Genomic DNA, 24706 nt, shown 5'->3' with positions numbered 1-24706 from the left:
CTAGACGAAGAAACTGCTGGCCAGGGTGCCCACGATGAGGGCCCAGCCGTCCACCAGCACAAACAGCATGATCTTGAACGGCAGCGAGATGATCAGCGGCGAGAGCATCATCATCCCCATGGACATGAGCACGCTGGCCACCACCAGGTCGATGATGAGAAACGGGATCAGGATCAGAAACCCGATCTGGAACGCGGTCTTGAGCTCACTGATGATGAACGAGGGCACCAGGATGGAGAACGGCACATCCTGCGGGGTCTCGAAGCCGTCGCGGTCGGCGATGCGGGCGAACAGGGCGATGTCCGTCTCCCGGGTCTGCTCCAGCATGAAGTCCCGCATGGGGCCCCAGGCCCGCTGCACCATCTCGTCCTGGGAGATCTCCTCCGCCATGAAGGGCTGCACCGCCTCCTCGTAGACCGCCTGGAACACCGGTGCCATGACAAACAGCGTCAAGAACAGGGCCAGACCGATGAGGATCTGGTTGGACGGGGTCTGGGTGGTGCCGATGCCCTGGCGCAGGATCCCCAGGACGATGATGATGCGCGTGAACGAGGTGAGCATGATGAGCGCCGCCGGCAGCAGGCTCAGCAGCGTCATCAGCACCAGGATCTGCAGCGTCACCGAATAGGTCTCGCCGCCCTCCTCACCGGGCTCCACCGTGAGGATCTCAAAACCGTTCTGGGCCAGGGCCGCATCCGCGGGCAGAAGCGCCAGCACCGCGGGCAGCAGCGGGAGGAACCGGCGCATCAGGCTCATGATGACTCCCCCCGTGCGCCCATGGCCGCCCGCAGGCGGGCGGTGAAGCTCTCCTCCCCCGCCGGGGCCGCCGTCCCCCGGGGTTCCAGGGGTTGATCCAGCACATGCAGGGTGCGCACCTGGCCCGGGGCCACCCCCAGCACCAGTTGCTGCTCCCCCACCTGTACCAGCACCATGCGCTCCCGCGCCCCCAGGGAGACGCTGCCCAGCACCCGGAACTCCCCGGACAGGCGACCGCCGACCCCGCCCGTGCGGCGCAGCACGAAGCCCAGCACCAGGATGGCGGCGATCACCACCCCCAGCCCCAGCACCAGTTGCAACAGATAGGCCGCCCCGCCGGAGGTGATGCCCAGACCCGGCGCGGGATCGGCACCCTCCGGGGCCGCCGCTAGCCCCGCCGGCAGCAGCAGGCATGCGGCCATCACGCTCGCCCTGAACCTGGCCATGGCGTGCCTCACTTGAGCTTTCTCACGCGTTCCGCCGGGCTGATGACATCGGTGAGGCGGATACCGAACTTCTCGTTCACCACCACTACCTCGCCGTGGGCCACCAGGGTACCGTTGACCATCACATCCAGGGGTTCCCCCGCCAGCCGGTCCAGTTCCACCACCGAGCCCTGGTTGAGCTGCAGCAGGTTGCGGATGGGGATCTTGGTGCGGCCGATCTCCATGGAGATGGTCACCGGCACATCCAGGATCACGTCCAGGTTTACGTCCGGATCCCCGGTGCGGTTGGACTCGTCCATGAGGTCATCGAACTCCGCCTTGGAGACATGGGAGGCCCCCAGGGCCGAGGCACTCTCATCCGCCCCGCCGCCGCGCATGCGCGACGTGTCCTTCTCCGCCGCGGCCTGTGCGGCCGCCGCACCTTCCGTCTCCTTGCCCTGTGCCGCGGCCGCTTCCGCATCCGCCGCCCCGCCGCCTGCGGCCTCGCCCGCCTCCTGTGCGGTGGATTCCCCCCCGGAGGCAGCGGTGGACTCGTCCTCGGACCCTTCCCCGGCCTCGGCCTGCTCCGCCAGGGCCGCGGCCCAGACATCATCCACGGATTCGGCGTTGGGATCCTGTTCGTTCTCTTCACTCATGGGTCGCTCTCCTCGTCATCAGTTCCAGAGCTTGACGCGCCCCGTCACCTTGACGGCATTAAAGCCATTGGACGTGCCGAACCGCCCGCGATATACGGGGATACCTTCGGCCTTGAGGGTGATGGTCTCGGGCATCTCGAAGGGGATGATGTCCCCGGGCTTGAGATTGATCATCTCCGCCACGGTGAGGCTGGTCTCCGCCAGCCGGGCGCTGAGATCCACCTCCACCATCTTCAATTCCTCCCGCAGGGCCTTCACCCAGCGGTCGTCCACATCCGCCCGGTCGCTCTGCAGACCGGTGTCCAGTTGCTCGCGGATGGGCTCGATCATGGAATACGGCAGGGTGATGTGAAACTCGCCGCCACCGCCGTCCAGCTCCACGTGGAAGGTGCACACCACCACCACCTCCGTGGGGCTGACGATATTGGCGAACTGCGGGTTCACCTCGGAGCGGCTGAACTCGAACTCCAGACCCATCACCGGCGCCCAGGCCTTGCGGTAATCCTCGAAGGCCTGGTCCAGCAGCACACGGATCACCCGCAGTTCCGTGGGGGTGAACTCCCGCCCCTCGATCTTCGCGGGGTAGCGCCCGTCACCGCCAAAGAAGTTGTCCACCAGGATGAACACCAGCTTCGGGTCGAGCACGAACAGGCCGGTGCCCCGCAACGGCTTGACCCGCACCATGTTGAGGCTGGTGGGGAGGTAGAGGGAATGCACATACTCCCCGAATTTCATCATCTTCACGCCCCCCACGGAGATCTCCGAGGAGCGGCGCAGCATCTCGAACAGACCGATGCGCATGTAGCGCGCGAAGCGCTCGTTGATCATCTCCAGGGTGGGCATCCGGCCCCGGACGATACGGTCCTGGGTGGTCAGGTCGTACTGCCGCGCCACCCCGTCGTGGGACAGGAATTCATCTTCCTGGGTCTCCACCGCACCACTGTCCACCCCGTGGAGCAGTGCATCGATCTCGTCCTGGGAAAGGACATCGTTCGCGCCCATGTGCCCGCCTCACTGCATCACGAAACTGTTGAAATAGATGGCCTGCACGTCCGCCGGCTCCCCCCGGTCCATGAGCACCTGCCGCACCGCCTCCAGGGCCTCCTGGCGCACCGCCTCCTTGCCTTCACGGGTGAGCAGCGCCTCGTAGCGTTCGTCACCGAACAGGAGCATCAGATCGTTGCGGATGGCCGGCAGGTGCTCCTGGGCGGCCTTCAGAACCTGGGGATCCCGGGCCATGAGCACGACCCCCACCTGCAGGAAACGCACCCGCCCGTTACCCTGGAAATTCACCACCAGCGGCGGATCCAGCGCCAGGTAGCCGGGCTCCTTCGGGGCCGGCTCCGAGGGGGACTGGGCCTGCATGCCCCCCAGCAGGTACCAGGCGGCGCCCCCACCCACGCCTGCGGCCAGCAGCGAACTGAGGAGGATGAGGAGGATCAGCTTCAGCCGCCCCCCCTTGGGCTTGGCGTTGCCTGCCTCCAGGTTCAGTTTTTTCTCGGGTCTCTTGGCCATGACTGTCCCGTCTCCGTTTTGCCCAGTATTGCAATCCCCATGCCATACCGGGGGAAAGATATTTTTCTTTATTTTTAGGTGATTTACAGGGGCCACCGCCACTGTGCGGCGGATTATTGACGTCCCGGGCCAGCGCCGGTCGTCCCGGGTGCGGGATGGGCGTCGGCGATCCGGCGCGGCGGGGACGATGCCGGGGCATTATGACGCAGATGACGCGCCGGATCGCCCCATGGATCCATCGCCCCGACCGTCGTCGGGACAGAGCCGATGAGAAAAGGGGAATGAGAAGCGGATGGGGTTGGCGTTGAGGGGGGCTCCGGAGCCGCAGCGGGATCCAGGCAGGGGTGGATCCTTGCGGGATCAGGCGTAGGCGTCCAGGAGGCCGGAATCCCGGTCGGGGGTGGAGGTGGCCTGCACACCTGCGGCCGGGACCGTTTGCCCTTCCCCGCCACCCGCACCGGGGTGCTGCCGGTCCCCGCCCCCGCCGCTACCGGCCTCGCCACCCTGGCCCTGGCGCTGGGAGACGTCCACGTTACCCAGGTCCACACCGTTGCCGGCCAGCATTTCCCGCAGGCGTGGGATGGCGGCATCCAGGGCCTCCCGGGTGGCGGGATGGTGGGCCACAAACTGCACATGGGCCCGGTCGCCCTCCATGGAAATACGCACCTCCAGGGGACCCAGTTGCGGCGGATTGAGCTTGAGTTCCGCCCCCTGCACGTTCTGATTCACCATCCACAGGACGCGGTTGCCCACCGCCTCGTTCCAATTGGGCTGGGCAACGGGCACCTCCAGGGCCAGGGGGCGCAGGGCCACACCCTGGGCCGGGGACTGGATCATGGACGCCGGCTGCGGCCCCCCGTCGGGGGATACGCCGGGGAGGGTGGACTGCATCCCCTCCGCAAGCCGCAGGATGCGCCCCGTCCCCTCCCCCTGGAGCAGGGACGGGGCCTCTCCCTGGCCCCCCACGGCGCGCAGCAGCAGGGCCTGCTGCCAGCCGGCCTCCGGACGGCCTCCGTTGGCCCCTTCCTGGGCCGTCGCGGCCGCCCCGGCCAGACGCTGGCTCAGGAGGACTCCCACAAGATCATCCGCCGCGGGGGGCTTGGCGCCGCCCGCCTCCGGCCGCCCCGCCGGCAGGATCCCGCCCTCCGATGGCAGCGGCCTGCCGGCGGCCCCGCCTTCCTGCATGGCCGCGGCCAGCAGCCCCATGAGCAGCCCGGCCGGCGCCGGGTCCTCTCCGGAGCCCTGGGAGCCCAGCAGTGCCAGGAGCCCCTCGGGATCCAGATCCTCGGGCAGCTCCGGGTGGAGCTGCCGCAGGTGATCCAGCAGACTGCTCCAGAAATCCCCACCCTGTCCCAGTTCCTGGCGTAACCCGGCGGGCAGGGATTCCAGTACGGCCGCGCCCTCCGGCCCGGTGGCATTCCGGGGCAATGCGGACCACTGCGTGAAGTTCATGTCCATGCCGGCGAACCCTGTGTCAACAAAACCTGTGGAAACAAATACAATAAGCGTGCCAAACTCGCATCAGGGATCCATGGGACCGCGCCGGCGGGGACGGTCGTCCTGCTCCGCCTGTTCGCGGCGTTCCCGTTCATGACGCTCCTCCTGCTCGAAGCGCTCCACCAGGCGGGTGAGGACCTCCGTGCGCCCCCGGGCCCGGACCCAGGTGCCGCGGCTGCGCTCCAGTTCCTCCCGGGCGGCCGCCACCAGGCGGTCCTGCTGCTCGATGGCGGCGTTGAGCCGCTCCAGAAAGATCCGGTAGTCCCGCACCGAGACCGCCGTCATGGGCCCGACACTCTGGTCCTGGAAGCGGCGGGCGTATTCGTCCCGGTAGTCACGCAATTCGTGCAGGCGTTGCAGGCGTTCCTCCAGGGTCCGCTGCCAACCCCCCAGTTGCCGTGCCGCATCCTGCTGGCGATGATCCGCCAGCCGCACCACCGGTTCCATGCGCCGGGAACGATTCATGACGACTCACCCTTTGCCGCCCGCAGGGGGACACCAGCTGCGCCGGATTTGCGGCGCAGCTCATGACTCCCGGCCTCACCGGCGGGGGTCAGTTCCTGCAGGGCGCGGACGCTGTCCTCGAGACGCACGGACTCGCCCATGTCCTGCTGCAGATAGCCCTCCAGGCGGGGATACAGGGCCACGGCCTCGTCCACGCGGGGATCGGCCCCCTTCTGGTAGGCCCCGACGCTGATCAGGTCGCGGTTCTGCTGATACTGGGCATAGATCTGCTTGAACCGCCGTGCCGCGCGCAGGTGGTCCGGCGCGGCGATGTCGTTCATCACGCGGGACACAGAGGCCTCCACGTCGATGGCCGGGTAGCGGCCCATGTCGGCGATGCGCCGCGACAACACCACATGGCCATCCAGGATGGCGCGGGCGGCGTCGGCGATGGGGTCGTTGGTATCGTCCCCCTCCGCCAGTACCGTATAGAAGGCGGTGATAGAACCCTGGCCATGGTCCCCGTTGCCGGCCCGTTCCACCAGCTGTGGCAGGCGGGCGAAGACCGAGGGGGTGTAGCCCTTGGTGGCCGGGGGTTCGCCGATGGCCAGGGAGATCTCCCGCTGCGCCTGGGCGAAGCGGGTGAGGGAGTCCATGAGCAGCAGCACATTGCAGCCCCGGTCGCGGAAGTATTCGGCGATGCTGGTGGCCAGCATAGCCCCGTGCATGCGCATCAGCGGGGGGTGGTCCGCGGGCACCGCCACCACCACGGCCCGGGCGAGCCCTTCGGGGCCGAGGCTGTTCTGCACGAATTCATTCACCTCGCGCCCGCGCTCCCCGATCAGCCCCACCACGATGACATCGGCGGTGGTGTAGCGGGTCATCATGCCCAGCAGCACGCTCTTGCCCACGCCACTGCCGGCAAACAGGCCCATGCGCTGCCCCCGGCCCACGGTGAGCAGGCCGTTGATGGCGCGCACCCCCACGTCCAGGGGCTCGCGGATGGGGGCCCGCGCCAGGGGGTTGACCGGTCGGCCATGCAGCGACACCCGGTCCTCGCAACGGGGCACGGGACCACCGTCCAGGGGCTGGCCGGAACCGTCCAGGACACGTCCCAGCAGGGCCTCCCCCACCTGGGTCTCACGGGCGTGACGGGTGGGGATGACACGGGCACCCGGGGTGAGTCCGCCCACATCCCCCACGGACATGAGATAGGTGCGTTCCCCGGAGAAGCCCACCACCTCCGCCTCCACCTCGTGACCGCCGGCACTCACCACACGGCAGCGCCCCCCCACGGAGACCTGACAACCCTCCGCCTCCAGGGTGAGCCCCACCATGCGCACCAGACGGCCCTCCGCCACCACCGTGCGGGTGTGCTGCACCCGCTGGCGGTAGCGGTTCAGGCGCTGGGCCAGGGCGCGCTGGCGCACCCCGGGGCGCAGGGAGGCGGGCAGGACCTGGGCGGGCTCAGTCATGACGACCCTCCCCGGAAGATGCATCCTCCCCCACGGCAGAGTCCGCGTCCTGCAGCAGCGCCGCCCACAGGTCCTCCCCTTCCTCGGCGGCCTCATCGGAAGCGGAAGCGGCACCGGCATCCGGCGCGGGGGGGGACGGGGCCCGGGTCTGCGGGCCGTCGTCCCCTTCCTCCCGGGCTGAGGGATCGGCCCCGGCAACCTCCTCCGGGGTTGGGTCCGGCTCCCGGTCCCCACGGCGCTCCCCACCCCAGACCGAGGCGATGACGGCATTCAGCCGCGTCTCCAGGGTGGCATCCACCCGCGAGGTATCCGTCTCCACGCGCACCCCGCCCCGGCTCAGGGTGGGGTCCTCCACCACCGACCAGGGCCGGTTCAGTTCCTCCACCTGCAGGGCCTCCCGCACCAGCCGTGCATCCTGGGGATGCAGGTAGAGGTGCACCTTACGCTCGGCACTGGGCAGGGCCCCCAGGGCCTCGCGCAGCACCGCCACCACGGCCGAGGGATCGGTGCGCAGCTCCCGCCGCACCAGGTGCCGTGCCACGGCCATGGCCAGTTGCACCAGTTCCTCCTCCATGGTCTCGTCCAGTTCGGCATAGGGCGTGGCCAGCCCCTGCAACAACTGCTCCAGGGCCTGGATATGCGTCCGCATGGCGCGTTCCCCGGACCTGCGCCCCCGGGCCTCACCTTCGCGGTGGCCGGCCTCCCGGCCCTCGGCATGGCCCGCCTCATATCCCTCCCTGCGCCCCTGTTCGAAGCCTTCCTGGCGGGCCGCCTCGTACAAGCGTTCCAGCTCCTCCGGCGTGGGTCCGGCCTGGGGATCCTGTACCTCCTCTTCCGCGGCCTGTTGCGGCTCCTCCGCCGCAGGCGCGGGCTCCGGGGGCAGCGGCGGGGTCCCCACATCGGGGAGGTCCCAGCGCCGGTAGTCCCCGGCCCGTTCCTGCGGTATCACCCGTTCGATCATCGCCATGGCTACCGGACCTCGTCAGACCATCTGTTCCGCGCCCTTGTTGCCGAGGACGATCTCGCCCTCCTCGGCCATGCGCCGGGCGATGCTCAGGATCTCCTTCTGTGCCGCCTCCACCTCGCTCAGGCGCACGGGGCCCTTGGCCTCCAGGTCGTCCTGCAGCATCTCGCCGGCGCGCTTGGACATGTTCTTGAAGATCTTCTCCTTGAGCGTGTCGTCGGCCCCCTTGAGGGCCAGCACCAGGGAATCGGTGGAGACCTCCCGCAGCAGGGCCTGGATGCCGCGGTCGTCGATCTCGGCCAGGTTGGCAAAGACGAACATGAGATCCTGGATCTTCTGGCTGAGCTGCTCGTCCACCTCCCGCACCTTGTCCAGAATGAGACCTTCCTTGGAGGAATCGACGAAGTTGAGGATGTTGGCGGCGCTCTTGACGCCCCCCACGGAGGAGGACTTGACGTTCATGTTGCCGGCGAACTGGCGCTCCAGGATCTCGTCCAGTTCCTGCAGGGCGGAGGGCTGCACCCCATCCAGGGTGGCGATGCGCATGAGCACGTCCGGCTGCGCCCGCTCCGGCAGGAAGGAGAGCACCGCCGCGGCATGGTCCGGGTCCAGATAGGACAGGACGATGGCGATGATCTGGGGGTGTTCCAGGCGGATCACCTCCGCCACGGCCCGCGGGTCCATCCACTTGAGGGATTCCAGACCCTTGGAGTTGCGTCCCAGCAGGATGCGGTCGATGACCCCGTCGGCCTTGTCCTTGCCCAGGGCCGAGGTGAGCACGCTGCGGATGTAGTCGTCCGAACCCATGCCCAGGGCCGTCTGCTCCTCCACCGTGGTGACGAAGTCGTCCAGGACCTCCCCCACCTCGCTCTTGGAGACGTTGTTCAGGGAGGCCATGGAGGTGCCGATCCGCTGCACCTCCTTGGGTCCCATGTGTTTGAGGACCTCGGCGGCGGCCTCCTCTCCGAGGCTCATGAGCAACACCGCCGCGCGATCGGGACCTGCCAGTTTGCTTTTAGGCTCCATCTTCCGCCACCCAGTTCTTCACCACTTGTGCCACCAGTTTGGGATCGTCCTTGATCAGTTCCCGCACGCGTTCGAGATTGGCCTCGTAACTGGCGGGTTTCTTCCCGGGCAGGGCCATGGCCTCCTCGCCCCCCTCGTGGGTCAGGCTCAGTTGATCCTCGCCCATGCCTTCCTCGCCTTCGCCTTCACCTTCCGCGCGGCCCTCGGCCGTTTCCCCGGCGCCACCCTGGACGGCCAGGTTGCGCATCAGCGGACGCACCACCAGGAGGATCAGCAGCAGTCCCACCAGGGCCAGCAGGCCGGTGCGGGCCAGATCCTGGAACCAGGGCTGCTCCCAGAGGGCCGGTTCCGGCACCGGTTCGGGCTCGGGCAGACCCACGAACGGGGCCGAGATCACCTCCACCGTGTCACCCCGGGCGGGGGTAAAGCCCACGGCCTCACGCACCAGCCCCTCGATGCGGTCCAGCTCCTCCGGGGGCACGGGTTCGCGCACCGTCTCCCCATCCTCGTTCACGCGCTCCTGGAAATCCACCACCACGGCCACGGAAAGCCGGCGGATGGCCCCGGGGGCCTCCTGGACATGACTGACGGTACGGTCCACCTCATAGTTTCGGGTGGCCTGACGGCTGGAGGAACCGGGCAACTGACCGGTCCCATCCGCGCCTTCCTCGGCACCCAGTTCACCGCCGTCCGGAGGCTGATTGGTCAGGGCCCCGGGGATGCCCATGTCCTGCGGCCCGCCACGGCGCTCCTCCTCGGAGATCTGCTCGCTGCGCAGGGCGATGGTCTCGGGGTCGTAGTTCTCCATGGTGCGCTCGATACGGGAGAAATCCATCTCCGTGGAGACCTGGGCGCGCACCCCATCCTTGCCCACCAGGGGCGTGAGCAGGTCCTCGATGCGCTGCCGGTAGTCGGCCTCCACCTGCCGCCGGAACTCCAGGTTGCGGGTGGAGAGATCCATGCCCCCCCCGGCCGGATCGTCCGGGGTCAGCAGGTTCCCCCGCTGATCCACCACGGTGACCTGCTCCGGCTCCATGTCCGGAACGCTGGAGGCCACCAGATGCACGATCCCCGACACCCGGTGCTCGGACAGGGTGCGCCCGGGATGCAGGGTCAGCACCACCGATGCGCTGGGCTTGCTGCGGTCGCGCACAAAGACCGATTCCTTGGGCATGGCCAGGTGCACCCGCGCCGATTCCACACTGGAGAGGGTGGCGATGGAACGGGCCAGCTCCCCTTCCAGGGCGCGATGGTAGCGGGCCGTCTCCACCAGCCGGCTGGTGCCGATGCCCTGTTCCTGCTGCATGAGTTCAAAGCCAAAGCCCGAGGACTTGGGCAGCCCCTCGGTGGCCAGCTGCAGGCGTGCCTCGTGGACCTGCTCCGCGGGCACCGTCAGGGCCCCCGTGATCGGGTCCACCTTGTGGGGGATACCCCGGGCCTCCAGGGCCTGCATCACCTCCCCGGCCTCGCGCTGCCCCAGGTCGGGATACAGGATGGAATACTCCGGTCGGGTGAGCCAGATGAACAGGCTCACCACCAGTGCGACGGCGGCGGCGATACCGACGATCAGGCCGATCTGGCTCTGCTTCGGCATCTGGGTGAACCCCTGCATCTGCTGGTTCAGCGTGGCGGTCAGTGAAGTGGCCATGGCGGCTTCTCAATATGTCCTCAGACCTGCATGTTCATGATGTCCTGATAGGCGGACACCAGGCGGTTGCGCACCTGCATGGTGGCCTCGAAAGCGACACTCGCCTTCTGCTTGGCCACCATGACATCCACGAGATCCGTATCCGGATCCCCTTTCTCAAAGCGGGTGGTGAGTTCACCGCTGGTCTGCTGGTACTCGTTCACCTTATCCATGGACTGGCGCAGCATGGCCGCGAAACTGGGCTGTGCCGTACCCTGTTGCTGCCCCGCGCCCTGTTCCAATCCGGCGCTGGCCGCCAGTACCCGCATCTGCTGCAGCACCTGGTCGATCTGTGTATTGCTCATGGCTTGATCCTCCTGAACGGGATGCCCCTATCTCTCGTGGATTTCTACAAACGCCCTGCCGGCAAGTGCCCGGCGGGCTCAGGGGATGCTCACGCCCGCCTCCCGCAGACGTGCCAGCTTGTAGCGCAGGGTGCGGGGACTGATACCCAGCCGGGCGGCGGCCTCCTTGCGGCTGCCCGCCTCCTCCCGCAGGGCATCAAGGATGAGTTGCTCCTCACGGGAGCGCAGGGTATCCCCCAGACGCTGGGGCCGCGGGGCGGACGGCGTCAGGTCGCCGCGATCCTCCCCACGGTCGTGATTCAATGCGGAAGCGGTCTCAAAGCGGACATCAACAGCGTCGATACTGTCGCCTTCATGCAGGATCATGGCGCGCTGGATGACGTTATCCAGTTCCCGCACATTGCCCGGCCAGGGGTGATCCACCAGCCGCGCCGCCGCCGTCTGGTTGAGGCGGACCCGGTGGATGCCCCGGCCGTAACGCTCGATCATGCGCCGCGCCAGGGGCAGGATGTCCCCCGGTCGTTCCCGCAGTGGCGGGATATGCAGGGGGAAGACATTGAGGCGGTAGAACAGGTCCTCGCGGAACAGGCCATCGGCCACCGCTGCCTGCAGATTGCGGTTGGAGGTGGCCAGGACACGCACGTCCATGGCCATGGGGCGGCGGCCGCCGAGACGTTCCACCTCCCGCTCCTGCAGCACCCGCAGGAGCTTGGCCTGCAGGGCCTGGTCCATCTCCGAGATCTCGTCCAGCAGCAGCGTCCCGCCCTGGGCCAGTTCGAACTTGCCCGGACGGGCCTCGGTGGCGCCGGTGAAGGCCCCCCGCTCGTGGCCGAACAGGATGGCCTCCAGCATGTTCTCGGGGATGGCCGCGCAATTGACCGCCACGAAGGGTCCGTCAGCGCGATGGGAACGGGCATGGATGAAGCGGGCGAAGATCTCCTTCCCGACGCCCGATTCCCCATTGAGCATCACGGTCACGTCCGAGGCCGCCACGCGGCCGGCCAGCTCCAGCAACTCCCGGCTCCTGGGATCCTCGGCGACCAGTTCAGTGGCCCCGTCCTCCGGGTCCGTGGTCAGTAGGGTCGATTGGGTCATTGCACCTGCTCCGAATGTGGTCCGGTTGGGCCCCGGCTTGAACGCCTTGCGCCGATGATCCGGCGGATGAAGGGGCGTCACCCGGATGGAAGCAGGTTGTATGCCAGATTAATAAGCCCTTTGGAATCAAGGGCCTGGGAGGGATGAAATGCCAGGCGTCAGGTTTCCGTCGCATCCTCGGGGCGACTGATGCCGAATTTGCGCATGCGCTCCACCAGGGTGGTACGACGCATCCCCAGCAGCTTGGCGGCGTGGGCCACCACCCCGTCAGCCCGCTCCAGGGCCTCGCGGATGAGCCGGGTCTCCAGTTCGCCGATATACTCCTTCAGATCCACGCCACCCTCGGGGAGCCCGCCCAGGGGAGATCCTCCGGCCGGGGCGCCCCCGTCGCGGGAGAGATCCTCCAGTTCCGCGGCTTCGATCCCGCTCTGGAACTTGGCGGGAAGGTCCGCCGGGGACACCGTCTCCCCGGGATGCATGATGGCCAGGCGCTCCACGAGGTTGGCCAGTTCACGCACATTGCCCGGCCAGTCGTGACGCGCCAGCACCCGCAGGGCCCCTTCGGACAGACGCACACTGCCCCGTCCCTCCGCCTCCATGCGGTGGATCAGTTCGCCGATGAGCAGCGGCAGATCCTCGATACGCTCGCGCAGCGAAGGCACCTCGATGGGGAAGACGTTCAGGCGATAGTACAGATCCTCGCGAAAGCGCCCCTCGCCGATGGAGTCCTCCAGGTTGCGGTGGGTGGCGGCGATGATGCGGGCATCGGTGGTGAGGGTCTTGGTGCCCCCCACCCGTTCGAAGGTACGCTCCTGCAGGACCCGCAACAGCTTCACCTGCATGGGCAGGGGCATGTCGCCGATCTCATCCAGGAACAGGGTGCCCCCCTGGGCCAGCTCGAAGCGCCCGGCGCGGCTGCTGATGGCCCCGGTGAAGGCCCCCTTCTCGTGTCCGAAGAGTTCGCTCTCCAGCAGATCCCCCGGGATCGCCCCGCAGTTCACCGCCACGAAGGGCTTGTCCCGGCGGGAGGAACAGCGGTGCACATTGCGCGCCACCACCTCCTTGCCGGTGCCGGTCTCCCCCAGGATAAGGACATTGGCCTCGGTGGCGGCCACCTGCTCGATGAGCTCACGGATGCGACGCATGCGGCGATTGCTGCCCACCAGGGATCGGGACAGGGCCTGACGGCTGGCACCACTGCCCGCATCCGTGCCGTTGACCATCAGGTGCCGGGCCTGCTGCAGGGTATCGGCCAGCTGATGAAAGCGCGGGGGATAATCCAGGCGGCGCAGCAGCCGCGGCTGCAGCGCCTCAGGCAGGGGATCGAACTCCTCCGCAGCCCCCACCAGGGCCATCGGGGGGACGGGACCCTGGTCCCCGGCCAGCTCCTGCAGCACCCCGGGGTCCGGCAGCCCCCGGCAACCACTGGCCAGGACCATGAGCCAGCCCCCATCCTGTGCCGGCACAGCCCCATCGCCGTGGAGCACGGGGGTGCATTCCAGAAACTCCAGCACGGTCTGCAGGCGGCGGGCCCGCTCCGCGTCGCCGGCCATCACCAAGACGCGGCAGGGCACCCGCGGCCAATCGACTTCCCCTGTGGACGTGGTACTGGATTGTTCAGTTGCCATGGATGTGATCCGGTGTGTGAAGCTCAAACGGCGGACCCGCCTTCAGTCCGTTCTCCTGCGGGCACGGGACTGGGCGATGCTGCGCCGGTGGCGTCGGAAGACCATCTTCTGGATGCCGTCCTCCACCTGGGGGCTGAGCCCTTCGAATCGGGCCGTGATGCCCTCCCCCGGTGCCGCACAACTGCGGGCGAAGAGTTCCAGGGGGCGGGGGAAATGGGGGCACAGATACCAGTGCAGGTGCAGCCCGGTCCCCGGCGGCACCTGTTCCTGGCATTCCCAGGCCAGACCCGTCGAGGCGATGCACATGGATACGGCCGGCGGCAACTGCACCTGGCTGTGCAGCAGCGAACCCACCATCTCCACAAGGACATTGAGCTTGGACTCGATGCGCTGCAACTCGTGGGAGAGCTCTCCGGCCTCTTCCACCGTGTGGGGCGCGGTATCATCCAGACTGGCACAGACCCGCAACAGGCTCTCATTGGCCTCATTGATCCGGGCCATCCCCTCGTCCCCGGGCGGCTCAGCCACCGACCAGCGCAGGGGCAGACGGTCGTGGATGGACAGGACACTGTCAAAAGGATCGTCTTCACCCATGGGCCGCATTGGATCAGGTAGCGCAAGGGCTTGCAAGCCAAAACGCGACGAACGCACCCCCAGGGCCGGCAAAAGCCCCCTGCTGCGGGATACCGGATGCAGATCCGCCCCTTGCGCCGCAAGGGGGGAAGGCACCTATCGCCGCGCCGGCGGCGCCGCCCCCGAAGCGGCCTGCAGGTTCATGCGCAGGCCGACCCGGGCGGCCCGCCGGATGCTCTCCACCAGGGCCCCCCGACCGGTGCCGGTACAGGGCACCCAGGGCCGCGGCGGGTCATTCAGGGCCTCCCGCAGGGCCCGGCCCAGGAGGGTGCGCATCATGGTCATGAGCACCACGGCATCGGCCTCGGCCGCCTGGCGCGCCAGGGCATCCACCTCCCGGCCCCAGTTGGAGGACCACCCGGTGAGGCGGAAGATCACCTGCACCCCGGGCCATTGCGCCCCCACGGCCCGGATCACCTCCTCGGCGTGGCGCGCCTGGGTCTCGTTGCCCCCCACGAACAGCACCGTCACCTCGGCCCCCTCCTGCAGCCTCCGGTCCAGGTCCGCCTCCTGCCCCGTCTCGGCATCCTCCCCAGCGGGCAGGGAAAGATCGGCATAGTGCTCCGGCGAGGCCCCGTACTCCCGGAACAGGTCCAGGATCTGACCCGCCTCCACCGGACGGGTGTCGCGCAGGGCGAAGAACAGGGCCCGCAACTGGGCGAAGGCCTCCGCATCCTTGCCCAGACGACGATAAAGCCGGACCCGGGCGCGCAGCACCTCCGTCTCCGACCAGGCCGGGTCCACCCGTTCCGGGGCCTCCAGCCAGGCCAGCAGGGGTTGGCAGAAGCGGCTGTCCGCAGCCAGGGCCTCCAGGGCATCCAGCCCCTCCTGGGCCGTCTCCACGCGTCCGGCGGACAGGGCCGCGGAGACCAGGGAGGACCACAGACGCCACTGCCCCGCCTTGTCCCGTTGCCCGCTCTCCCGGCACAGGGCCAGGAGCGCATCCAGGAGATAGGCCGAACGGGCGATCCATTCCGGCCGTTCCACGATCCCGGGGGCCGATTCCCCGTGACGCCGCCACACCGCCTCGGCGATCTCTGCTGCCAGGGCGGGATCCACCAGATCGGCACATTCCATCAGCCGCTGCACCCCCAGGCCCGCCAGGGTGGGCATCTCCCCGGCGATGGCCCGCCAGGCCTCCATGGCGACGCGGGCCGATCCCCGGTCCAGCCGCGCCATGAGGAGCACCGCCTGCATGAAACGGCAACGGTCCAGCAGGGCGTGGCGTTCCGCCGCCAGGGAGGCGGCATCGCTCATCAGGCCCACCAGGGCCTCGTTGATATGGTCCAGGGCCTCCTCCCGGCCGGCATCCAGGCCGTCGGACTCCACCCAGGCGAGATAGCCCATGAAACCCAGGATGTAATGGGCCGCCACCCCGGCGCGGCCGAAGCGCTCCAGGGCCTGCGAGAAATAGGGCCGGCCATTGCGCAACTGGGCCAGGAGGTTGCGCCCCTGCTCGGCATCCTGGGGCAACTCCAGCTCCTCCAGGCCGCGGAACCCCCCCAGCACCAGCCCCATGTCCGCCAGCAGCCCCGGATCCCCGCCGTCCCCCGACTCCAGCAGCCCCTCGAAGAGGGCCCGGGCCCCGGCAAAATTCCCCCGGGCCTGAAGGGCCTGCCCCAGGCGGCGTTGCAGCAGGGGATGGAGTTCCCGTTGTTCATCCGCATCCAGGGCGGCATGGGGCATCCCCTCCTTGAGTTCCACCAGGAGGACATTGGCCAGCTCCGCATCGCCGGCATGCAGGGCGCGCGCGGCCGATTCCAGCACCCGGCGCACGGTGCGGGCCGTCAGGTGCCGCCGCTGGCCCCGCAGCAGGCGGATGGCCTCCTGGGTGAACCCCATCTCCAGGAGATAGGGATAGACCTCGTTCACCAGACTGGCCCCGGCCCCGCCGGGGATGGCGGAGGCGGCGCGCAGGGCGTCGGCGTGGCGGCGCAGGCAGGTCTTCACCGCCTCGTGGTCGCGCTGGCGCACATAGCCCGCCAGCAGCCCCGAGAGGTACCAGTGGCGGCGACCATCGTTCATCTCCGGCCGGTTCATCTCCGCCGCACGCCCCGGCAGCAGGGCATCGAGAAAGCCCAGATGGAAATAGGTGCGCTGGCGCCCGGTATCCAGGGCATGCACCGACTCCACCAGGTCCACCAGTTCGTCCGGGGTCAGGGCCCGGTCCTGGCGGGACAGGGTGGCCAGGATCTGCTCAATGATCACCCGGTCCAGCTGGGTGAAGTCCTCGGACACGTCCAGGGCGCCCCCGCCTTCCCGGGCAGGGGAAGGGGCAGAGGCGGGTCCGGCCCCCTGAGTCTTCCCCTGCGCCTCCAGGTCCCGCCACAGCCCCGGCAGGACCGGCTCCAGGAAATGCCAGAGATCCGGGTCCATGAGCCGCAGGACCCCGAAGTACAAAGCCACCTCCCGTACCCCGAAGGACTCCACCAGGGTGGCGGTGACCGCCTCCATGTCCCGGGGTGGACGGATACGCTCGTCGCCCCCCACGACAAAGCCACGCTCGTCGTGCTCCACGCCGCACAGATCCAGGAACCGGCACATGATGGCGGTCTTGTAGTCCGCGAAGTAGCCAAGGAACAGCAGGGTCCACTCCCGCGCCCCCAGGACGGCGGGGACATGGGGCAGCAGCACCTCCGCCAGCTGGGGGTTGCCCATGCGTTTGAGGGTCTCGACACGGAATCGCTTGCGCCGGGCCAGGGTCTTGAGGGTGGCGTCACAGACCCGCTCCAGCCGGGCCGCCGGGTCCCGCAGGCGTTCCAGGAAGGCGATCACCGCACGGCTGCGCTCCGCCGCGTCCAGCTGCTCCCAGATGGTGCGCCAGGCCTCGTGCCCCTTGTGCACGGCCGGTTCGATCTCGGCCCGGGCCATCACCACCCGGCCCCCGCCGGGACGGAATCCACCGATGCCGGCCGGCGGGGCGCCGGAGGGGCCGGATTCGGCTTCTGGGAAGACAAAGACTGCAGCATGGCCCGATCATACTAGGGGGGAGACAACCGAGGCCAGCCGCCGCCGGCGGGACCTTACAGCCCGGGGCGCCGGAAATCCTCCGCCCCGGCCACCGGTGGCGGCAGGGCATTGAGGAAGGTGGTGAACAGGTCGCGGCTGCCGCCGGTCTGCCCGTTGCGTTCCCGCAGCAGCCCCAGCACCAGCACCAGCATCCCCGCCCGGGCGGGCCAGGCCCCCTCCCCGTCCGCCACCAGGTCCTTGAGATGGGTGCGGATGATCTCCTCCGCCTGACCATACTGGCGGTGCATGAGCAGCAGCACCACCAGGTCGTGCAGGAGGGCCAGCAGGAGACCCTCATCGCCCTCATCCCCCTCCAGCCCGCGCAGCAGCTCATAACCCTCCATGAAAGTATCCCGGGCCAGCAGGTAGTTCTGCGTCGTCTTGTAGAAATAGCCCAGATCCATGAGGCTGTTGAACACCTCCATGTGCGCCTTGCCGAACCGCTTGCGGGCCTCCTGCACCATCTCCTTGAGCCACCACTCCGCGCGGTCGTAGTCGTTGCCCTGAAAGTGGGCCCGGGCCAGGTCGCGGATCCACAGCACCACATTGCGGTCCTCCATGCCGCGGGTCTCCCGGGCGTGGGCCAGCCCTTCATTGAGGACCTCCAGGGCCGCCTCCTGCTCCTTCTCCCTGAGCAGACCCTGGGCCACCTGGTGCATGGCTTCGGCCAGCATCACCGGATCCGGCCCCCGCACCAGCCGCACCCGGCCCAGGGGGCGGTCATTGCCCGGCGGTGGATCGCCGTGGAGGGAGACCAGACGGGGACGGTCCTCCTGCAGCCAGAGGTTATCGGTGCGGGTCCAGTAAGGGGCGTGGTAGTCCGGGGAGAAGACCGATTCGTCCAGGATGCGCTTGAACGGGACCATGGAACGTTGAAAGAGCGAACGCAGTTCGCGCTTGCTGGGCAGGCGCCAGGGGGTCTCCCGGCCACAGCCATAGCGTTCGTTGAAGCGCCGCGCCGCATCCTGGGCGCGCCCGGCATCGTAGAACTCGGGATGGCCGCTGAAACGGCCGTCCTGCCAAGCCTCCCCCACGGAATGGGTCATCCAGTGCAGGGCCGTGCGGGTATCCAGCACAGTGCCGTCCTGCAGGCTGATAAAACGCCGCCCGCGCCCCACCAGGACCGGCTGCAGGCCCTCGGTGCAGCCATAGGAGAAGGTCCGTGCCTCGCTCCCACCGGGCGGGGCCGCCAGGGTCACGTCGAAGGCCAGGGCCCGGCGCTGGTCGGCGATCCAGCGGTCGTGCTCCCGGCGCCGCTCCGGATCGGAAAGGACGGCATAGGCATCGTTGAGGATGCGGGTGATGCGTTCCGCCCGGGCCCTCTGATCGGGGTTCTTGTCCGGATGCCATTTCTGGGAGAGGAACTTGTATGCCCCCCGGATGACCTCCTGGCTGGCGTTCTCGCTCACCTGGAGATTGTCGTAATGGGTTCTCAAGCGCTTCATGGTACCCCGGGTGCCTTGGATGAACCGTTCCTTTTCCACCAATCCCCTATGGTAACGCGTCCGCGGCCAAAACCACGGGACCGGTGCCGGATTCCCCGTCCCAGGGCACGATCCCGGATGCTTGCAATCAAAATGAACATATACCCAAAATAAGCACGTGGACGTTTCACCGTGCACCCCGATTTCTGGCCTTGAAAGGCAATGAAACGACCCTATTGGATCCGGCGGATCAACATCTTCTGGATCAACCCCCGCCCAGCCCCCTTCGCGGGGGACGGCGTGGGGAACCGTTTTGGTTGTGGAAACCCATCGACAGAGGCCCCCCCAGGGCCCCGGAGGTGACGACCATGACAGAGCAGCAACCCCAGCTGACCCGCAGGCGGTTTCTCACCGCCGCCACCGGACTGGTGGGCGGGGCCGGTGTCGCGGCCCTGGCCTACCCGTACCTGGCCTCCTGGTCCCCCAGCGCCCGGGCACGCCATGCCGGCGCCCCGGTGGAGGTGGACATCAGCGGCATCGAACCCGGCCAGATGATCACCGTGGAGTGGCGCGGCAAACCCATCTGGATCACCCACCGCACCCAACCCATGCTGGATCTGCTGGAGAAGAACCGCCCGCGGCTGGCGGACCCGGACTCGGAGGTGACCACGCAACAGCCCGAATACGCCCGCAATCCCCACCGCTCCCGCAAACCGGAGATCTCCGTGCTGGTGGGGGTGTGCACCCACCTGGGCTGCACCCCCATCTACCGGCCCGAGGTCAAACCCGAGGATCTGGGTCCTCACTGGTACGGGGGTTATTTCTGCACCTGCCACGGCTCCCGTTTCGACCTGGCCGGACGGGTGTGGCGCAACCAGCCCGCCCCCACCAACCTGGTGGTGCCGCGCCATATGTACCTGGACGAGCACCGCCTGGTGATCGGCGAGGACGAGGACGGCATCGCCGTCTGAGGCCCCTCAGGCATCCTCCAGGATCCCCTTGAGGGGACGGGCGCAATGGGGACAGAGCATCCCCTCCAGGGCCGCCGCCTCCAGGGCCGCCTCGGCCACATGATCGGCCGTGCCGGTCTCGATGCGGATGGCCCGCCCCTGGAGGATGGCTACGGCCATCTTGCGTCGGGCCGACACCAGGGTGCGCGAGAAGGTGGAGCGGGAAACGCCCATGGATCGGGCCGCATCCTCGTGGTACTTTCCCTCCAGATCCGCCAAGCGGATGGCTTCCACCTCCTCCATCTGCAGCACCGATTCCTCCAGGTCCCGCAGGGGCACGCCGGCGGGCTTGAAATAGGTGCAATGGGGATGACAGACGATCCTTCTCGGGCCTCTGGGTCTTGGCATACTCGCCCCTGTTGATTCAGTCCGGGAAAATTATGAACATATGACCGAACAAGATTCACCCCCCGAGAGGATTTTCCATGCGCATCGCGGTGACCAGTCAGAACTTCCGCACCATTACCGGCCACGCCGGCATGACCCGCCGTTTCCTGATCTATGAGGCAGGACCCGACGGCGAACCCGTGGAGCGGGATCGGCTGGACCTGCCCAGGGACCAATCGCTGCATGCGACCCTCGGCCAGGGCACGGACCATCATCCCCTGTTTCAATCCGGTGTCAACGCCCTGGTGACCCAGAGTGCCGGCCACAAGCTGCGGCAGCGTCTGGATGCCATGGGCATCCGGGTGCACCTGACCGGGGAGACGGATCCCGTGGCCGCCGCCCGTGCCCTGTTTGCGGGGCGCCCCCTCCCCGAACCGGCTCCCCATGATCATGGCCATGGTCATGGACATGGGCACGGACATACCCATGGTCACCACGGCTGAGGGGGGAGTGGTATGGCACATCCCCGCATGGCATGGCTCCTGGCGGCGGCCCTCCTCCTGGCCGGCTGCAGTGGCAACACCACGCCGCAGCCGGTGCCCCTCATGGCCCTGCACGCCCAGCCCTCGAGTTTCCACGGCGAGACGGTGACCACCGAGGGGGTGGTGCGGCGTTTCGAGGACCCCCTGCACTACTGGATCGAGGATGCGCAGCTTCGCCGTGTGGCGGTGGTCCCCAAAGACGCGGTGGCAAACCATCTGGGACAGCGGGTGCGCATCACCGGACAGTTCACCCACGATGCTGAACAGGGACGACGCCTGCGGCCGGAGCAGGTCCGGGTTTTGGACAACTGAAGGGGAGGATGCAGCGGGAGGGAGACTTCGGCGCGGGCCGTTCCGGAAAAAGGCTCCGGTGGCCCCACGAAGGGGCCACCGGCCAGGGCGTCAGAATTCCGCCGCCAGCTGCACCACGGCGCTGTCGCCGGAATCGCCGGTGCCCCCATCGGCCCGGTCGTAGTCCTTGTCGTGGGCATACTCGAAGGCCAGTCCCAGGCGGTCCATCAGTGCCACGGACACGCCGGCGAGATAACGGGTCTCGGGCAGACCCATGGCCAGGGCCTCGTCACTGCCCTGCACGGCGGCGGAGAGGGTCACCGGTCGGGCAAGGCCCTTGAGGGTATACCCCGCCTCCAGGCCCCAGGCGGCGGGTTCGGCCCCCTGGCCTTCGAATGCCAGCTGGCGGGCCTCGAAGGCCTCATCGGCGGCGATGTATTCCCCCGCCAGGGTCAGATCACCCAGGTGGGCGGTAGCGTAGACGTTGTAGGCGCCCACGCGGCTGCCCTCCGCCATGGCGGGATCCTCCTGCAGACTGTCGGAATCCCCCAGGCTGGTGAGGTAGCCCACCCCCAGGTCCAGTTCCCCGCCGCCCAGGGGCAGCAGGACCCCGGCGTTGGCCCCGCCGTTGGAGAGTTCGTCCCGGGTATCCCCGGCGAAGGCCCAGACGGAGCCATAGGCCCGTTCCCCGGACCAGCCCAGCACCGCGGCGGTCTCCCGGGTCTCGGCCAGTTCCAGCGCCAGGGGATCGGAGACCAGGCCGGTATCGAAGCGGCCGAAGGGCACATACTGACGGCCGGCATCCACATAGGCCCCGGAGCCACCGGGGAGCATCATGGAGATCACGGCCTCGTCCACCTCCACTTCCGAATCCGGGCCCTCGTCCTCGTAGAGCAGCACGCCCCGGGTGGATACCCATTCATTCAGGCGGGCCTCCAGGGCCAGTTCGAAGGTGGCCAGGTTCAGGTCGCTCTCGGAATCCCCCGCGTAATCCTCGGCCCAGCCGGCCTCCAGCTCCACCGTGCCGCCCCAGTCCCAGGCCCAGTCCTGCTGGGCCTGGGCGGTGCCGCCCGCCAGGGCCAGCGCCCCGCCCACCGCCCAGGCCAGGGGATGCCGGGCCCATGCCCCATGGTTTGTAGAACGCATCTTCTTCTGCATGGTGTCTCCGCCTTGCGATTGGTTGGAAATATGGCTTTTCGATGACGAATCGATGCGGCGATCAGTATAGACAACCGGGATTCAGTTGCAAGTGATAATCGTTACTGATTGTGCCCTTAAAAACACCCGCCGCGCCGTTACCGCAGGGTCCGGGACAGCCCTGCTCCATACCGGGCCCGCAACAGGATGGCGACCAGGCACGCTTTTTCACACCCCTACCGAGGGGTATACTCAAGGCCCATCAAACTGAGCCCGGATGGCGGAACAGGTAGACGCAAGAGACTTAAAATCTCTCGGCCGTAAGGCTGTGCCGGTTCGACTCCGGCTCCGGGCACCAATGATGCACGCTGATCCAGACGACGGGGCGGATCCCCCCCGCATCCGGCCCACGGGCCTGCCGATCAGGAAAGGACGTGACCGATGGCCATGAAGGCCACAAACCCCACCAGCACCCCCAGTGTGGCCTGGGTCTCATGGCCCTGGCGGTGGGATTCGGGGATGATCTCGTGGCTGACCACGAACAGCATGGCCCCGGCGGCGAAGGCCAGTCCCCAGGGCAGGAGAAAGGTCATGAAGGTGATGGCCGTTGCCCCCACCAGGCCGCCCACGGGCTGCACCAGCCCCGTCAGCAGGGTCACCCCCAGGGCCGTTGCCTTGCCGTAGCCCAGGGAGAGGAGCGCGATGGCCACCACCAGGCCCTCCGGCATGTTCTGCAGGCCGATGGCCACGGCCAGGGTCATGCCGTCGCTGAGGTCCCCGCCAAACCCCACCCCCACGGCCAGACCCTCCGGCAGGTGATGCAGGGCGATGGCCAGCACGAACAGGTACACGCGGCGCACCTTGTCGGGATCCGCCCCGCTCTGGGGCCCGAGGATGAAGTGCTCGTGGGGCACGCGGTGATGCAAAAAGAGCAGAAACCCGCCCCCCAGACCCACACCCGCGGCCAGCACCACCACGGCCAGAAAGGTGGGACCGTACTGGGCCTCCGCCCCCTCCAGGGCCGGCAGGGCCAGTTCCAGGGCCGCCGCCGCCAGCATCACCCCCGCCCCGAAACCCATCATGGCATCCTCCACCGGACGGGGAATACGGCGGATGAAGAGCACCGGCAAGGCCCCCACCAGGGTGAACAGGCTGGCCACGAAGCTGGCCAGCAGACCGATCTGGATGGTCCCCATGCCAGCCACCCGGGCCTCGATCCAGGGCCAGGAGGCGGCCACGCCGGCGATCACCAGTACCAGGACCGCCAAGGCCACGATCATCGGCTTTCTGGAGAACGGCTCCCCGGCCTCCCCCTGGTCCCGCCCCTGTGCAACCTTCATTGCCCATCCCCCGATTTATGGACTGTCGCGCACCCTAGCGCATACCGGAGCCGGCAGAAACGGGGGAACGCAATCCGCAAATCCATGCACCGGCCCGGGACACACCGGGAGCCATGTCCGGGCCGCCGCCCCATCCGCAGCACCTTCATCTGCCCGGCCCAGGGATGGATCCCGCCCGCGGAAAAACATGCATTGGGGTACAGGCCGTGAGTGCGCCGGTGTACGGGTGCTAGAATCCAGCCCGCGAACCACTCCACAGGATCCGCCCATGCGCATCGCCCTCATCCAGCAGACCTGCGTCGCCGACGCCCGCGAGAACCTGGCGCGGAACATGGAGGCCCTGCGCACCGCCGCCCGCCAGGGGGCGCAACTGGGCATCCTGCAGGAACTGCACACCGGCCCCTACTTCTGCCAGACCGAGGACACCGCCCTGTTCGACCGGGCCGAGCCCATCCCCGGCCCCACCACCGAGGCCCTGGGGGCCCTGGCGGCGGAGTTGGGGATGGTGATCGTGGCCTCCCTGTTCGAGCGCCGCGCGGCGGGTCTGTACCACAACACCGCCGTGGTGCTGGATGCCGACGGGCGTCTGGCCGGGCGCTACCGCAAGATGCATATCCCGGATGATCCCGGCTATTACGAGAAGTTCTACTTCACCCCCGGGGACCTGGGCTTTGATCCCGTGGACACCCGGGTGGGTCGCCTGGGGGTGCTGGTGTGCTGGGACCAGTGGTTCCCCGAGGCGGCACGTCTCATGGCCCTGGCGGGGGCCGAGATCCTGATCTATCCCACGGCCATCGGCTGGAACCCGCAGGACGAACCGGATGAACAGGCCCGCCAGCGGGAGGCCTGGATCACGGTGCAGCGCGGTCACGCCGTGGCCAACGGTCTGCCCCTGGCGGCCTGCAACCGGGTGGGATTCGAGCCGGACCCCTCCGGGGTCACCGCCGGCAGCCGCTTCTGGGGCAGCAGTTTCGTCTGCGGCCCCCAGGGGGAATTCCTGGCCCGGGCCCCCGAAGATGAGGAGGCGGTGCTGATGGTGGACGTGGACCTGCGCCACAGCGAGGCGGTGCGGCGCATCTGGCCCTTCCTGCGGGACCGGCGCATCGATGCCTACGGGGAACTTCTGCGCCGCTTCCGGGATCCCGCGTAAGGACCGGATGGGGAAAGACCGGACATCAAACTCAGCAATGATTGATCTACGCTACGGACACGGCGTTGACATGCCTATAGGATAGGTTACGAGTGACCACCACAGCAGAAGGAGTACGTCACATGAATGCGGAAAAGAACATGGGAACCAATGACCGCCTGATCCGTCTCGTCGTCGGCCTGGTGCTGATCGCCTTGGTCTTCGTCGGTCCGCAGACCCCCTGGGGCTGGCTCGGCCTGATCCCGCTGGCCACCGCCCTGATGAGCTGGTGCCCGGCCTACACCCTGCTGAACATCCGCACCAACTCCGACGAAGAGGCGTAACCGCGCCAGCCGGGGCCCGGCCGGTCTTCCGGGCCGCCCGGGCCCCA

Annotated in this window: 25 protein-coding genes and 1 tRNA gene; 6 read left to right on the top strand and 20 right to left on the bottom strand. The window is 68.2% G+C overall.

Annotation, left to right across the window (positions count from 1 at the left end; all coding sequences use genetic code 11):
• The 17 genes from fliP to CKO33_RS00665 all read right to left on the bottom strand — a co-directional run bounded on the left by fliP (nucleotide 1) and on the right by CKO33_RS00665 (nucleotide 18560).
• Complete coding sequence (gene fliP, locus CKO33_RS00745; protein WP_439099405.1) at nucleotides 1-747, bottom strand: flagellar type III secretion system pore protein FliP; 747 nt, start codon at nucleotides 745-747, stop codon at nucleotides 1-3.
• A gap of 5 nt (nucleotides 748-752) precedes the next feature.
• The gene (gene fliO / locus CKO33_RS00740) at nucleotides 753-1178 is read right to left on the bottom strand and encodes a flagellar biosynthetic protein FliO (protein WP_242472394.1); all 426 of its coding nucleotides are present in this window, start codon (nucleotides 1176-1178) and stop codon (nucleotides 753-755) included.
• 32 nt (nucleotides 1179-1210) lie between these two features.
• Nucleotides 1211-1837 (bottom strand): flagellar motor switch protein FliN, encoded by a 627-nt coding sequence (gene fliN / locus CKO33_RS00735; protein ID WP_200178256.1) that lies wholly within the window; start codon nucleotides 1835-1837, stop codon nucleotides 1211-1213.
• 18 nt (nucleotides 1838-1855) lie between these two features.
• Nucleotides 1856-2839 (bottom strand): flagellar motor switch protein FliM, encoded by a 984-nt coding sequence (gene fliM, locus CKO33_RS00730; RefSeq protein WP_200178255.1) that lies wholly within the window; start codon nucleotides 2837-2839, stop codon nucleotides 1856-1858.
• A 9-nt stretch (nucleotides 2840-2848) separates the two neighbouring features.
• Nucleotides 2849-3352 carry a flagellar basal body-associated FliL family protein gene (locus CKO33_RS00725; RefSeq protein ID WP_200178254.1) on the bottom strand — a complete coding sequence of 168 codons (504 nt, stop codon included), beginning with the start codon at nucleotides 3350-3352 and terminating at the stop codon, nucleotides 2849-2851.
• Nucleotides 3353-3712: 360 nt separating this feature from the next.
• Nucleotides 3713-4810, bottom strand: coding sequence for a flagellar hook-length control protein FliK (locus tag CKO33_RS00720; protein WP_200178253.1), 1098 nt, complete (start codon nucleotides 4808-4810; stop codon nucleotides 3713-3715).
• Nucleotides 4811-4873: 63 nt separating this feature from the next.
• The gene (gene fliJ / locus CKO33_RS00715; protein ID WP_242472393.1) at nucleotides 4874-5314 is read right to left on the bottom strand and encodes a flagellar export protein FliJ; all 441 of its coding nucleotides are present in this window, start codon (nucleotides 5312-5314) and stop codon (nucleotides 4874-4876) included.
• Nucleotides 5311-6768 (bottom strand): flagellar protein export ATPase FliI, encoded by a 1458-nt coding sequence (gene fliI / locus CKO33_RS00710; protein WP_200178252.1) that lies wholly within the window; start codon nucleotides 6766-6768, stop codon nucleotides 5311-5313. Before fliI ends, fliJ begins: the two co-directional genes overlap by 4 nt.
• Nucleotides 6761-7735 (bottom strand): flagellar assembly protein FliH, encoded by a 975-nt coding sequence (gene fliH / locus CKO33_RS00705; protein WP_242472392.1) that lies wholly within the window; start codon nucleotides 7733-7735, stop codon nucleotides 6761-6763. Before fliH ends, fliI begins: the two co-directional genes overlap by 8 nt.
• A gap of 15 nt (nucleotides 7736-7750) precedes the next feature.
• Entirely contained in the window at nucleotides 7751-8758 is a 1008-nt protein-coding gene (gene fliG, locus CKO33_RS00700) for a flagellar motor switch protein FliG (RefSeq protein ID WP_200178251.1), read from the bottom strand.
• A complete protein-coding gene (gene fliF, locus CKO33_RS00695) occupies nucleotides 8748-10406 on the bottom strand; it encodes a flagellar basal-body MS-ring/collar protein FliF (RefSeq protein WP_200178249.1) in 1659 nt (552 codons plus the stop codon). The genes fliG and fliF overlap by 11 nt, the downstream gene beginning before the upstream one ends.
• A gap of 20 nt (nucleotides 10407-10426) precedes the next feature.
• The gene (fliE, locus tag CKO33_RS00690; protein ID WP_090484057.1) at nucleotides 10427-10750 is read right to left on the bottom strand and encodes a flagellar hook-basal body complex protein FliE; all 324 of its coding nucleotides are present in this window, start codon (nucleotides 10748-10750) and stop codon (nucleotides 10427-10429) included.
• A 78-nt stretch (nucleotides 10751-10828) separates the two neighbouring features.
• Entirely contained in the window at nucleotides 10829-11845 is a 1017-nt protein-coding gene (locus CKO33_RS00685; RefSeq protein ID WP_200178247.1) for a sigma-54 interaction domain-containing protein, read from the bottom strand.
• A gap of 158 nt (nucleotides 11846-12003) precedes the next feature.
• Nucleotides 12004-13473 carry a sigma-54 dependent transcriptional regulator gene (locus CKO33_RS00680; RefSeq protein WP_274600708.1) on the bottom strand — a complete coding sequence of 490 codons (1470 nt, stop codon included), beginning with the start codon at nucleotides 13471-13473 and terminating at the stop codon, nucleotides 12004-12006.
• A 42-nt stretch (nucleotides 13474-13515) separates the two neighbouring features.
• A complete protein-coding gene (locus CKO33_RS00675) occupies nucleotides 13516-14067 on the bottom strand; it encodes a PilZ domain-containing protein (RefSeq protein ID WP_200178245.1) in 552 nt (183 codons plus the stop codon).
• A 135-nt stretch (nucleotides 14068-14202) separates the two neighbouring features.
• Nucleotides 14203-16977: an ATP-binding protein gene (locus tag CKO33_RS13780; protein WP_200178243.1), complete on the bottom strand. Its 2775-nt coding sequence runs from the start codon at nucleotides 16975-16977 to the stop codon at nucleotides 14203-14205.
• Between the two features lie 152 nt (nucleotides 16978-17129).
• A complete protein-coding gene (locus tag CKO33_RS00665; RefSeq protein WP_200178241.1) occupies nucleotides 17130-18560 on the bottom strand; it encodes a DnaJ domain-containing protein in 1431 nt (476 codons plus the stop codon).
• Nucleotides 18561-18907: 347 nt separating this feature from the next.
• Here CKO33_RS00665 and petA point away from each other — a divergent pair, with 347 nt between their 5' ends.
• Nucleotides 18908-19510, top strand: a complete 603-nt coding sequence (petA, locus tag CKO33_RS00660) for a ubiquinol-cytochrome c reductase iron-sulfur subunit (RefSeq protein ID WP_200178239.1) — start codon at nucleotides 18908-18910, stop codon at nucleotides 19508-19510.
• A 6-nt stretch (nucleotides 19511-19516) separates the two neighbouring features.
• Here petA and CKO33_RS00655 read toward each other — a convergent pair whose 3' ends face one another.
• Nucleotides 19517-19897, bottom strand: coding sequence for a DUF134 domain-containing protein (locus CKO33_RS00655; RefSeq protein WP_200178237.1), 381 nt, complete (start codon nucleotides 19895-19897; stop codon nucleotides 19517-19519).
• Between the two features lie 77 nt (nucleotides 19898-19974).
• Between CKO33_RS00655 and CKO33_RS00650 the strand changes: the two genes are divergently transcribed.
• Nucleotides 19975-20379 (top strand): NifB/NifX family molybdenum-iron cluster-binding protein, encoded by a 405-nt coding sequence (locus CKO33_RS00650; protein WP_200178235.1) that lies wholly within the window; start codon nucleotides 19975-19977, stop codon nucleotides 20377-20379.
• A 12-nt stretch (nucleotides 20380-20391) separates the two neighbouring features.
• The gene (locus CKO33_RS00645) at nucleotides 20392-20730 is read left to right on the top strand and encodes a hypothetical protein (RefSeq protein ID WP_242472391.1); all 339 of its coding nucleotides are present in this window, start codon (nucleotides 20392-20394) and stop codon (nucleotides 20728-20730) included.
• Nucleotides 20731-20820: 90 nt separating this feature from the next.
• On the opposite strand, the gene CKO33_RS00640 is transcribed toward CKO33_RS00645, so the two are convergent.
• Nucleotides 20821-21867, bottom strand: a complete 1047-nt coding sequence (locus CKO33_RS00640; protein ID WP_200178233.1) for an LbtU family siderophore porin — start codon at nucleotides 21865-21867, stop codon at nucleotides 20821-20823.
• A 250-nt stretch (nucleotides 21868-22117) separates the two neighbouring features.
• On the opposite strand from CKO33_RS00640, the gene CKO33_RS00635 reads away from it, so the two are divergent.
• Nucleotides 22118-22204, top strand: a tRNA-Leu gene (locus CKO33_RS00635).
• Nucleotides 22205-22268: 64 nt separating this feature from the next.
• On the opposite strand, the gene CKO33_RS00630 is transcribed toward CKO33_RS00635, so the two are convergent.
• On the bottom strand, nucleotides 22269-23126 hold the full coding sequence (locus CKO33_RS00630) for a ZIP family metal transporter (protein ID WP_439099404.1): 858 nt from the start codon (nucleotides 23124-23126) through the stop codon (nucleotides 22269-22271).
• Nucleotides 23127-23454: 328 nt separating this feature from the next.
• On the opposite strand from CKO33_RS00630, the gene CKO33_RS00625 reads away from it, so the two are divergent.
• Nucleotides 23455-24336, top strand: coding sequence for a carbon-nitrogen hydrolase (locus CKO33_RS00625; protein ID WP_200178230.1), 882 nt, complete (start codon nucleotides 23455-23457; stop codon nucleotides 24334-24336).
• Nucleotides 24337-24458: 122 nt separating this feature from the next.
• Nucleotides 24459-24659 (top strand): YgaP family membrane protein, encoded by a 201-nt coding sequence (locus CKO33_RS00620; RefSeq protein ID WP_200178228.1) that lies wholly within the window; start codon nucleotides 24459-24461, stop codon nucleotides 24657-24659.
• Nucleotides 24660-24706: the final 47 nt, after the last annotated feature.

Origin of the sequence: Ectothiorhodospira mobilis (genome assembly GCF_016584115.1) — a bacterium.
In the GTDB taxonomy this organism is placed as follows: Bacteria; Pseudomonadota; Gammaproteobacteria; order Ectothiorhodospirales; family Ectothiorhodospiraceae; genus Ectothiorhodospira; species Ectothiorhodospira mobilis.
The sequence above is the reverse complement of the archived record's forward strand: the minus strand, read 5'-3'. Positions and strand labels throughout refer to the sequence as shown.